Here is a 10,085-nt window from a genome sequence, read left to right as displayed (position 1 = left end):
ACGGGCACTCCGTTTAAAATTCCCTTACTGCCAAAGGCTGGACATTTGATTGGCAAATACAGTGAGCACGTAAGGACTTGTGACACTGATCACCTTTTACCCAAACTTTCAAATCAGAAATTAAACAGCTATCTGAAGGAAATAGCAGATCTCTGTGGTATCAAAAAAAATCTTACCTTCCATATGGCACGTCACACTTTTGCAACGACGGTTACCTTAAGTAATGGGGTTCCGATTGAAACAGTGTCTAAATTATTAGGACATACGAAATTGACAACAACCCAAATTTATGCGAAAGTAGTGGAGAAAAAGGTAAGTCAAGATATGGAGAAATTGAAATTGATACTGGAGTGACCTTTAAAATGGATTATTTCATAGATTGAATTGAGGTGTTTAACTCGTGGGGATTCACGCAATGTATAGTTAATGGATTTGGTCGAAAAAAGCAAATATAATTTTTAATACTTTGGATTTATCCCAATATTAATGAAGCAATCATTAAAACTTAGCGGCAGCGGAATTGATGAATTTTTCTGAATAAATTCAAGATACGTTTGACTCAGGGCTTATCCTAACATAAGTATAGAGTTTTTTAAATTGCGTGAATGGCGGAATTAATACAAACGCTAGACTTAGGATTTATCCAAATAAAAGTTCTTAAAATATTGAAAAAGCGGGCGTGGTGGAATTGGTAGACACGTCAGACTTAGGATCTGATGCCGCGAGGTGTGGGAGTTCGAGTCTCCCCGCCCGCACTTTTTCAACTGTTAATTTACAGTCATAAAACCTCTCATTTTTGGGAGGTTTTTTTGTTTGGGTACAACATAGGTACAACATTTCTTCATTTTACACTAATAGATATTCCTTGATACAAATTAATATTCTTTGATGCTAAAACTTATTTGGATTTGGATTTTATACTGAGATGTTCTCTGTTTTTAGGTTATTTTCCTTAAATAAAGCTAGATCAAGCTTTAATTGGTCTAGACCATAACCTCGCAAACTGTAAACTTTTTTACGGCAACATTTCTTGTATTTTGAACCACCACATAGTGGACATTGCTTATTCGGTTGATATTTGATTCCTGAAACAGTTGTTTCAAGCAAAGCAATAATATTCCCATAATTGTTAAGGCCATATTCTTCCTGATAAAATTGGGCAATGCCTTTAAAGTGATGTTTGTACTCGCCATTAGCGTATTTGTCAGTTGCCACTTTGTAGTGATAATTGGCGAAAAAGGGATATATGACTTCTCTGTAAAACTCTTCAAGGACAATTCCCCGTTTTTTCATTTTTAGAAGCTTGTGGGGTATATCCAAACAGCATTCGCCTTCTTTTGAAATATGGAAATCCCAATCTCTTTTGATTATTTCTGTCTTTTCAATGACGATTGGTATGGTGTATGGGTAGTTTTTCTCATTGATTAAAATGAGTATTTCAAACTGCCCCCAAAGTTTATTTTTCCTGTCAAGTACACTTACTTTACCTTCAAGAGCACGATATCCGCTCTTGGGACTTTTAACTTCCTTAAATGCAAAGTAATTGTTCAGAAAACTAATGATATCCTTGTCAAGTTCATTTTTGCCCATAGTTAAAATAAGGTTTGCTCTTTGAGGCTATTGGGTATAAATCCCTGCTATTTCTATTGGGGTCAGGTGTAATGTTAATGGTAAGCACTAAAACACCCATATCGTTTTGAACGGCTAGGTTATTGTCAACTAGATATCTTTCCCAATCGAAATTGTACTGATGGTATTTTCTTCCATCTTCATAATCGTGTATTTCTTTACTTCGCTGCTCAAAATACTTGTCTTTTCTCAGCTGAGTAGTTATGTTGTGTCCAACTACGATTCCACTATTTTTAGCATTACTCTGCATTTTCGGCGCAAGGCTGGTATGTAAGCTGCACGTGGTAACTTCACCTGATTCGCCAATGCCGGAATAGAACCAATCCACCTGTTTTGAATGGCCTAAATCCAGTCCAGCTCTTGTGTGAATATCCTGAATACCATTTTCCTCAAAAAAGTCTTTTAGGTCATTTTTGACGAAGTAGGATATCATAGAGAAGGATTTTAGTGCATCTTCAACTGCTTTCAGTTTTTCGATATTCTTTCCGCCAAAATATACCATCAAACCATCACCTTGAATACGATGGACATAACCGCCGCAAAGATTTACCGCAAACATTGAGGCTCTGATGATACTTTCGGTAATCAATCTTACCGTTGCTTTAGTGAAATTGTTGAATAACTTGGTACTTTTCTTGACGTCTATAAAACCTGAAATAATCCAATGCTCTTCGACTAAATCGGTGCCTTTTAAGTATGCAAAATCTGGATGACTTCCTAAGGGTTGGTAATCGAAAGTTTCGGGCACACCCATTCCTTTGGCAAATAATTTCATCTCGGGCGATAGTTCCCTGCCTGGAAGCTCGTTCCTTAATGATTTAAGGTACTCACGATTGCTTTCTAGCGCAGACTCACTTAGCCCAAGAATTCTGTTTGATTTTGTAGGGTCGTTCTCGACCGCTTTTTTAATTACATTTTTGTAGTCTTCAAATAAGTTCATTTTATGAGGTAATTTTAATTAATATGTAGGTTAATGGTGCCAATAGCAAGAATTGTATAATCAACAGGCCACAAGCCCATTTTAGTTTCTTAAATTTTGCTTTCAGGCCTTTTGAAAGCACATAGACTTGGTTTCTCAAATCTTTTTTGTCCTCTTTTTTATCTTGTTCTTTTGATAAGTCAAAAAACTCTTGAGCACTTTTTTCCGCAATGCTTTCGAAATAGTACAATGATTCTATTTCTGACTTTGGTGATAAATAAGGCATACTGGCCAATGCCAAGAGTATTAGACTTCCCACGCCAAAGGCGATTATGCCAGCCAAAAAAATCAATAGCCAAATTTCCTTATCCAAAAGTTCTTGGATTTGGGTTAGCAACGTAATCGCACCGCCAGTAATAAAGGTGTTGATGGCGATGTAAACTGCCGTTTTATTATTGACACTATCGTAATAGTGGTCCAATCTGGTTATAGTATATTCTAATCTTTCCTTTTCCATATAAGTTTGATTTATTAACTAGGCTGATTTCCGAAGAGCCAGCCTAGTTGATTACCTGATAGCTTTTGCAATGGCCGAAACAGCCGCAACAAACGTTACCACAGTAAGAATTGTGGAAATAACTCTTGCGTTATCCCCTTTTAAATGAAGACAAGTGTCCTTTTTACAAAGACTCAACCTGTCGTTTTGATACGAATAATTCATAATCAAAAAATTAAATTAGCCCAAGTTCACAGCATTTGGGTTTCGCTGAAGTGCTACTTGCTTTTATCAGTAACGCCTTTGAATTTTCCGCCGCTGGTCTTTACGTCCATAAATCTTCCAGAGTTGGAATCTCGTTTAACGTAAAGCCCAGTTTTTGGGTTTAGTACTTGGGAACGGTTTTTAACTGCCCCTTTTCTTGCATTGTCGCCATACGGCTTGTTTTTTGCCATAACAAATTGATTTAAAAAATTATACAAATAGTGCGTGCCACCAGTTGGTAGCTGAATATTACTTGCTCTAAAATGAAAGGGGAGTTTGTATGCAGAAGACTTTTAAATACCGAAAAAAACGGTATATTTGTATCGCTAAAAACAAAGTCTTTACAGATAATATTCCAATCTTATCTTAAAGTAAATAATAGAGCTGGTATCAAATTGATGTCAGCTTTTTTTTATAGTGCTTTTATAAATTCCATATACTTTTTTTCTTTTACAATAGTGCTCAATATTTCATTGACCGATAGGGCATTTATCCCATTGTTCTCAGCGCACTCTTTTATAATGTCATTTCTTTCTACGAGAACACCATTTATAGTTTTACAATAATAAATAGCGGCGAAATCCATAATTTGTAATCCGCCGAACTTTATACTTTCCTTGCAGCAAAACTTAAAAAATTCGCCTTCGAGCGAATATGTATTTATTTTGCCTTCTTCAACCAACCGTTTTAAATGATTGCGTTGCACGTAATCGTAACAAGTTGATTCCAGAGCCATTTCAGTAACATAAAATGAATCGGTTGAACTGTCCAATATTCTTAGACTGTCCAACAGAAGCAATAATTCTATGTCGCTGAATATATACATCTAGTTTCTCATAAAATTCTTCCCGCCAAATCTGGCATTAATATCTTTTATAGTCATATTCGACAATTCTGCCGCTTTCGTTGGCGACAAAAGGGACTTGCCTTCTTGATTATCCATATTCAGTCCTTTAGCCAACAGGCTAAAAAACCGTTTTGGCTTTTCAACACCATTATACTCGCCAAATGAAGTATCATCATTTTCTCGCCATTGGTCATATTTATCTTTCCACGAGTGATAGGTGTCCCAATCAATTATTTTGAGGGTAAGCACGCGAATTATGATGGCCAAAATGGATATTCCGTATGCAGCTTTGATACTTTTTAATTCCTCAAGGGTAATTCCATTTCTTTCGTTATTAAAGTGGTCATAAAGCACGTCTTCAAAAAGAAGCATCGCACCTGCAAAATGGTCACAAAAGCGTTCGATTTTTTTATGGTCATCAATATCAAAATCAAGAATTAAATGAGCTAGTTCGTGTAATGTCGTAAAGCGCCTTCTGGCAACATCTGGATTTATTGCATTAAGTACAATGATAGGGACTTCACCTGCCCAACCCGAGAAAGCAACAAAACTATTTGGCTTTTCAACCTCAAAGATTTTAATACCCTTATTTTCCAATAGATGAATCACATCGTAAATTGGGTTTTTTCCAAGTTTCCATTTTTTACGAATTACTTTAACTGCATCTTCAACATCGGCGGCTTTGCTTATCACAATATTCTCTACTGGATTTTTGAACTTGATTTTATCGTCCATTATATTTTCCAGTTCTATAATGTTGAAGAAATCACTCGAAATACTTTCTATGATTTCATTTTCAAAGACCTTATGCGACTCTTGTTTTTCACGATACTCAATATTGGTCATTGAAAAGGCAGACTTATCGCCTGGGCGATACTCCAAATTGGTACTTTCGGTATTTATAATATCGAAAGGCTTTAATTTTAAAACCTTAGAAAAACGTATTAAATGGTTTGTTTTCATCTCTCGTTTTCCTTCTTCAAATTTTTGGATATAGGAAACTGAAAACCCCGTGTAATCAGCAAATTCCTGCTGGGATAGACCTGCATCTTGCCGTAACTGTTTTATTCTTTTTCCAAGTTCCATTTTTAAGCGTGTTAGTTCAACTTTTTACAAGGATACGAAATTTATTCATATACACACAAAAATATAATATTTTTTATTATTGTGTGTATTATTTGCTTATTTAATGATTTTATGAGGCTAATTGTCCCAAAAAAAGCATATATTTGGGACAAAATAAATTAATTGAAGTCGATAAAAGAAAAAATAAAGGACGAAATTAAAGCAGGGAACAGGGGTAAGATAGTGTTGCCATCAGACTTTGAAATAAAGTATGGTGTAGAAAACACCAAGAAATCTTTATTGCGGCTTACCAATGAGGGTTTTTTGGAACGCCTTGCACGAGGTATTTATTTATATCCCGAACGAGATGAGCTTTTAGGGGTGCTTTATCCCGATATTGAAACCATTGCAGAAGAGATTGCGTTACGTGACAATGCTCGTATTATTCCAACCGGAATCCAAGCCTTAAATCTACTTGGGCTTTCGACACAAGTTCCGTTGAATGCCGTTTTTCTAACTGATGGTTCGCCACGTACAATTAACATTGGTAAACGTAAAATAAAGTTTAAAAAAGCCAGCCCAAAAAATCTGTCAGCCAAGGGAAGGCTGAGTGGTCTTGCCATACAGGCATTAAAGGAAATCGGAAAAGAAAAAGTGTCGCAAGACGAAATTATCAAGATTAAAGAGCAACTAAAAAAAGAAGAACCAGAAAACCTATACCACGATATGAAACTTGCGCCATCGTGGATAGCCGATATTTTTGGGGATTTACTTCAATACTACTATGAGTGATTTTATAGACCTTACCGATGAACAAAAAACAATAATATTTACCCAAGCTGGTGTAAGGGCCAATCTTCCTGCATTTGCAGTTGAAAAAGATTGGTGGGTAACCAAAATGCTTCACATCGTTTTTTCCTTGCCGTATGCAGAAGCCTTTGTGTTTAAGGGTGGCACTTCATTAAGCAAAGGCTATGATTTGATAAATCGATTTTCAGAAGACATAGACTTGGCCATAGACCGTGCTTTTTTTGATATGGATGGGGAATTGTCCCGTTCGCAAATAAAGAAACTAAGAAAGAAAAGTGCCAAGTTTATAAGCACAGAGCTACTGGCCGATATATCAAAAGCGATTGAGAAAAGTGAGTTACCCATTTCTTCGATAGGTATTGAACCATTTGAGGATTCTGATACAGACCCATTGCGGATTTATGTGACTTATGACCCATTGACAAAACAAAGTGATTATCTAAGACCAAGGGTACTTTTGGAAATCAGTTGTAGGTCGCTTCGTGAACCCTGTGAGGATGTCCCTATACGTTCCATAATTGATAGGGAATTTGAATCGGCGGAATTTACAAATCCAACTTTCGATGTACGAACTGTTGAACCGCAAAGAACATTTTTAGAAAAAATCTTCCTACTGCACGAAGAATGGCAAAAAAACAATATCAGGGTAGATAGATTAAGCAGGCACCTTTACGATTTAGAACGTTTAATGGATACCGAACACGCAACAAAGGCCTTTAAAGACAAAGAATTATTTTATCACATCGTAGAGCACAGAAGCACTTTCTCTCCATTAAAAGGTATAGATTATGCCAATCACAAACCAAGCTTGATTCAAATAGTCCCGCCAGATGTAGTAATTAAAGATTATGAGAGTGACTATAATGTGATGCAAGAAAATATGTTTGTTGGCGAATCCCTAAGTTGGGATGCTATTTTAAAACACCTAACCCAATTACAAGAAAGAATTAGAGGTTTGGATTGGTAGCATTGTTAATGTTTTGCCCAATAAATTTTCTCTTACTTCGGTTTTCACTTCCCTATCAACCCTAAAGAAATGTAACATTCTCTAGCCAAAATTTTTGGATTATGTGTTTTAGAGAGAGGTTTATTATCATACAATATAACCGCAATTTAAACTCGTAAAATACTTGCATCAAAAGACTACGGCATAAAGCCGACGCTTCTTCCCTTGCTTATTTATTCCGTTTCCTTTTGAGCCAAGATTTTATCTTCCGTTTGGTTCACTGCTCAAATATTGTTTAATCTAAAATTTGAGTATTATGACAACAAAAGCGAGTACCTCAAGAAAACGCAGAAGCACAAATGCAGCTGCCAAAAATGAAGTAAATGGGAAGAAAGTACCAGCACTTCAAATCCAGTACCTGGACATTGGCAAAATCAAGCCAGACCCAGAACAGCCACGAAAAACCTTTGATGAAAAATTGCTGAGCCAACTTTCAGAAAGCATCAAATCGCACGGGGTATTACAGCCTATAACTGTAAGAAAATCTGGAAGGGATTTTATAATCGTAATGGGCGAACGTCGTTACAGAGCAACTATGCTGGCCAAAAAGAAAACTATTCCCTGTATCGTGAGGACCTATGAGAACAATGAGGTTCTCGAAGTTCAAATTATCGAAAACCTACAACGACAGGATGTTGAAACTACAGAAGAAGCTGATGCCATAGCCTATTTGAGCAATAAGTATTCCCCGCCAGAAATCGCAAAGCGTTTGGGAAGAACGGACAATTTTATTCGACAACGCTTGAAGCTTTCCGGATTGATTGATGGCTTCAAACATTTTGTTCGCAGTGGTGAAATGACCATTTCATTAGCTGTTGGCGTTGCGCTCTTTGAGCCAGAAGAGCAGCAGATGATGTTGGAAACGATGGGCGAAGAATTCAACGCACATCAGATAAACCGAATGATAAACAACCGAACCTATGATTTGGAAAAAGCCCCTTTTGATGTTTCAGACAAGATTTTGGTCCCGAAAGCTGGAGCTTGTATAGAATGCCCATTCAATGCCGCAAATCAAGGGAATCTTTTTGGCGAAGGTAAAATGGTCTGCACCAAATCGGCTTGTTTTGAAACGAAAAAGTCCAAATACTTTTTGAACCTCATTGAAAAATCCAAGAAAGAAAGCGTTCTGTTGATTCCTGAAATACGACAGTATTGGGCAGATGAAGAAAAAAAATCAACTGGTCATTTCCCATCTGGAAAACAACGGATTGAAAGTCTATTTGTTGGATGATGTTGAAATCATAGAATGTCCTACTGAACCAACAATGGATGCCATAAAGGTTGAATACCAGCATTATGATTATTCCGAGGATGAACTGAAAGCAGAATTGGACGAAGCTATACAGAGCTATAAAGATGACCTGGAAATGTACAATTCAGCCAAGGACAACGGCTTCGTGAATGGTATCGTTTTCAATCCTGAAACCTACCAACACAAAAATGCTTTCGTAAAAGTTATTGAGAAGACAGAGAAAGATTCCACTGAATATTCTACACCATTGGTCAACAAGAAAATGGCAGATTGTACACCCCAAGAACAAATCATCAAAATTAATGAGCGAGAAATCCGCAAAAAACAGATTGAGAACAACAAGCAGTTTGAAGAAGTGGTACAGATGATTCGTGAAACTGATTATATCAATACCAAAAAAGCACTTTCTGTGGATGAAATGGTCGCCTTTTCAATCTCACTTTTTGAAAACAATGTGGATTATGTTGGGCGCCAGAAGCACTTTTCTAAATTTTTGGTTGGGACTTCAAAGATGACAGATGTTGAAGTTGTTGAGCATTTCAAGAAAAATTTCAAGAAAGATGTTTTTCATAAGCTAATACGGTACCTGCTTACAAAGCAAGTTCATTTTGGTGAAAGCAATCACGTCAATAACCTGACGAACATTTCATTCTACAATGCCATTCAGGGATACTTCAAATCGAAGATTGCAGCAATTGAAAAGGAATATGCTGAAAAACGGGACAAGCGTGAAGCACGTTTGAAAGAGCGCATCGCTGTTCTTGAAAAGAAAATTCAAGAATTAAACGATTAGCTTTTGTTGTTCTGAAGAAGGGTCGGCATCCGTGTCAGCCCTTTTTCTTTTTATGATAACCCTATACCGGTTTACAGGAAAAGCATCAATCAATATCAGCGCAAAGGTAAACTCGTAAAATACACCCATTAAAAGACTACGGCATAAAGCGGCAGATGGGTTGTTAAGCTCTTTTAGTTGAAACCCGAGGCTGGTAAATGCCCCAGTTCCAATCATATTGGCCACAACAATGGCAATTCCTGTTAAGGTGGTTATTTTGTTATTATTAGAAAGGTTCATATTTTTTAGCAATCCCAATTGCTCATAATTTTTTGTTACGTCTTTTTGGCAATTAGGTTTAAAATGATGCCTTTGCCACTTCTGCCTCCATCTTTCATTTCAATTTCATTTTCTTCTACTTGTAGTATCTCATAATCTTTAAAAACAGTTTTTAGCTCATCAATGTCATAAAGCATATCCTCATTTTGAGGGCCAAAACGGTATCCGGCTTTGTGATGTTTAGTAGAAAAACCTCCAATAATTATCAAACCACCTGGTTGAAGTGATGCTTTGAGATGTTCAAAGCCTTTCAGCCGTATTTTTTTGGGAATATGTGTGTTTATTAAAGCAATGGCATTGTAACTGTTATCCTTTAGTTTTGGGTTGCCAAAATCTGCAATAAAATACTTTATACTTACATTTTCTTGTTGTGCCAAGTTTAATGCCTTTTTCTTTCCTTCCTCACTAATATCGAACGCATCCACATCCCAACCCAGTTTAGCAGCATATACGGCCTTGCGACCTTCACCTTCGGCAGGCAGTAAGATGCTGCTAATTTTCAATGTATCAATTACATTTTTAAAATAGGTGTTAGGCTCCGTGCCGTAAATGTATTTTTCCGACGAATATCTTTCGTTCCAAAATTCTTTTCCCAAGGTGTTTGTAGTTTGTTGCTTGGTGGAATGACAACCTAATGCCATCGATAAAAGACCCACGAATAAAATTTTTTGCATATCCTTTATAAT

At 36.6% G+C, this 10,085-nt stretch carries 13 protein-coding genes and 1 tRNA gene; 6 read left to right on the top strand and 8 right to left on the bottom strand.

Annotation, left to right across the window (positions count from 1 at the left end; translation table 11 throughout):
- The coding region (locus G6N06_RS12110) for a site-specific integrase (protein ID WP_163517114.1) at positions 1 to 354 on the top strand (354 nt) is incomplete at its 5' end.
- Between the two features lie 319 nt (positions 355 to 673).
- Positions 674 to 755 (top strand) — tRNA-Leu (locus G6N06_RS12105).
- Positions 756 to 915: 160 nt separating this feature from the next.
- On the opposite strand, the gene G6N06_RS12100 is transcribed toward G6N06_RS12105, so the two are convergent.
- The 6 genes from G6N06_RS12100 to G6N06_RS12080 all read right to left on the bottom strand — a co-directional run bounded on the left by G6N06_RS12100 (position 916) and on the right by G6N06_RS12080 (position 5,241).
- Positions 916 to 1,590, bottom strand: coding sequence for a hypothetical protein (locus G6N06_RS12100; RefSeq protein WP_163517013.1), 675 nt, complete (start codon positions 1,588 to 1,590; stop codon positions 916 to 918).
- On the bottom strand, positions 1,577 to 2,569 hold the full coding sequence (locus tag G6N06_RS12095) for an adenylate/guanylate cyclase domain-containing protein (RefSeq protein ID WP_163517012.1): 993 nt from the start codon (positions 2,567 to 2,569) through the stop codon (positions 1,577 to 1,579). Before G6N06_RS12095 ends, G6N06_RS12100 begins: the two co-directional genes overlap by 14 nt.
- 1 nt (position 2,570) lies before the next feature.
- Entirely contained in the window at positions 2,571 to 3,065 is a 495-nt protein-coding gene (locus G6N06_RS12090; protein ID WP_163517011.1) for a Pycsar system effector family protein, read from the bottom strand.
- Between the two features lie 257 nt (positions 3,066 to 3,322).
- The gene (locus G6N06_RS19740) at positions 3,323 to 3,499 is read right to left on the bottom strand and encodes a hypothetical protein (protein WP_205334768.1); all 177 of its coding nucleotides are present in this window, start codon (positions 3,497 to 3,499) and stop codon (positions 3,323 to 3,325) included.
- A 221-nt stretch (positions 3,500 to 3,720) separates the two neighbouring features.
- A complete protein-coding gene (locus G6N06_RS12085) occupies positions 3,721 to 4,134 on the bottom strand; it encodes a hypothetical protein (RefSeq protein ID WP_163517010.1) in 414 nt (137 codons plus the stop codon).
- A complete protein-coding gene (locus G6N06_RS12080) occupies positions 4,135 to 5,241 on the bottom strand; it encodes a helix-turn-helix domain-containing protein (protein WP_163517009.1) in 1,107 nt (368 codons plus the stop codon).
- A 162-nt stretch (positions 5,242 to 5,403) separates the two neighbouring features.
- Between G6N06_RS12080 and G6N06_RS12075 the strand changes: the two genes are divergently transcribed.
- The 4 genes from G6N06_RS12075 (at position 5,404) to G6N06_RS19905 (ending at position 9,081) form a co-directional block, all read left to right on the top strand.
- Positions 5,404 to 6,012, top strand: a complete 609-nt coding sequence (locus G6N06_RS12075) for a DUF6088 family protein (protein ID WP_163517008.1) — start codon at positions 5,404 to 5,406, stop codon at positions 6,010 to 6,012.
- Positions 6,005 to 6,997, top strand: coding sequence for a nucleotidyl transferase AbiEii/AbiGii toxin family protein (locus G6N06_RS12070; RefSeq protein WP_163517007.1), 993 nt, complete (start codon positions 6,005 to 6,007; stop codon positions 6,995 to 6,997). Before G6N06_RS12075 ends, G6N06_RS12070 begins: the two co-directional genes overlap by 8 nt.
- Before the next feature lie 295 nt (positions 6,998 to 7,292).
- On the top strand, positions 7,293 to 8,267 hold the full coding sequence (locus tag G6N06_RS19910) for a ParB/RepB/Spo0J family partition protein (RefSeq protein ID WP_240338054.1): 975 nt from the start codon (positions 7,293 to 7,295) through the stop codon (positions 8,265 to 8,267).
- Positions 8,197 to 9,081, top strand: a complete 885-nt coding sequence (locus tag G6N06_RS19905; RefSeq protein ID WP_240338053.1) for a hypothetical protein — start codon at positions 8,197 to 8,199, stop codon at positions 9,079 to 9,081. The genes G6N06_RS19910 and G6N06_RS19905 overlap by 71 nt, the downstream gene beginning before the upstream one ends.
- Here the strand turns inward: G6N06_RS19905 and G6N06_RS19735 are convergent.
- Both G6N06_RS19735 and G6N06_RS12055 read right to left on the bottom strand, forming a co-directional pair.
- A complete protein-coding gene (locus G6N06_RS19735) occupies positions 9,070 to 9,360 on the bottom strand; it encodes a hypothetical protein (protein ID WP_205334767.1) in 291 nt (96 codons plus the stop codon). The two genes, G6N06_RS19905 and G6N06_RS19735, sit on opposite strands and share 12 nt — an antisense overlap.
- A gap of 35 nt (positions 9,361 to 9,395) precedes the next feature.
- Positions 9,396 to 10,073, bottom strand: a complete 678-nt coding sequence (locus G6N06_RS12055) for a class I SAM-dependent methyltransferase (protein WP_163517006.1) — start codon at positions 10,071 to 10,073, stop codon at positions 9,396 to 9,398.
- Positions 10,074 to 10,085 lie beyond the last annotated feature (12 nt).

The organism is Gelidibacter japonicus, from assembly GCF_010725055.1.
GTDB classification, from domain to species: Bacteria; Bacteroidota; Bacteroidia; order Flavobacteriales; family Flavobacteriaceae; genus Gelidibacter; species Gelidibacter japonicus.
Note: the sequence above shows the minus strand (reverse complement) of the source record. Positions and strands in the feature narration are given on the sequence as shown.

What these genes read in the sequence shown, in the direction of transcription:
- G6N06_RS12100 (WP_163517013.1), bottom strand. Translation starts at nt 1,590, where the DNA reads ATGGGCAAAAATGAACTTGACAAGGATATCATTAGTTTTCTGAACAAT.
- G6N06_RS12095 (WP_163517012.1), bottom strand. Translation starts at nt 2,569, where the DNA reads ATGAACTTATTTGAAGACTACAAAAATGTAATTAAAAAAGCGGTCGAG.
- G6N06_RS12090 (WP_163517011.1), bottom strand. Translation starts at nt 3,065, where the DNA reads ATGGAAAAGGAAAGATTAGAATATACTATAACCAGATTGGACCACTAT.
- G6N06_RS19740 (WP_205334768.1), bottom strand. Translation starts at nt 3,499, where the DNA reads ATGGCAAAAAACAAGCCGTATGGCGACAATGCAAGAAAAGGGGCAGTT.
- G6N06_RS12085 (WP_163517010.1), bottom strand. Translation starts at nt 4,134, where the DNA reads ATGTATATATTCAGCGACATAGAATTATTGCTTCTGTTGGACAGTCTA.
- G6N06_RS12080 (WP_163517009.1), bottom strand. Translation starts at nt 5,241, where the DNA reads ATGGAACTTGGAAAAAGAATAAAACAGTTACGGCAAGATGCAGGTCTA.
- G6N06_RS12070 (WP_163517007.1), top strand. Translation starts at nt 6,005, where the DNA reads ATGAGTGATTTTATAGACCTTACCGATGAACAAAAAACAATAATATTT.
- G6N06_RS19910 (WP_240338054.1), top strand. Translation starts at nt 7,293, where the DNA reads ATGACAACAAAAGCGAGTACCTCAAGAAAACGCAGAAGCACAAATGCA.
- G6N06_RS19905 (WP_240338053.1), top strand. Translation starts at nt 8,197, where the DNA reads ATGAAGAAAAAAAATCAACTGGTCATTTCCCATCTGGAAAACAACGGA.
- G6N06_RS19735 (WP_205334767.1), bottom strand. Translation starts at nt 9,360, where the DNA reads ATGAACCTTTCTAATAATAACAAAATAACCACCTTAACAGGAATTGCC.
- G6N06_RS12055 (WP_163517006.1), bottom strand. Translation starts at nt 10,073, where the DNA reads ATGCAAAAAATTTTATTCGTGGGTCTTTTATCGATGGCATTAGGTTGT.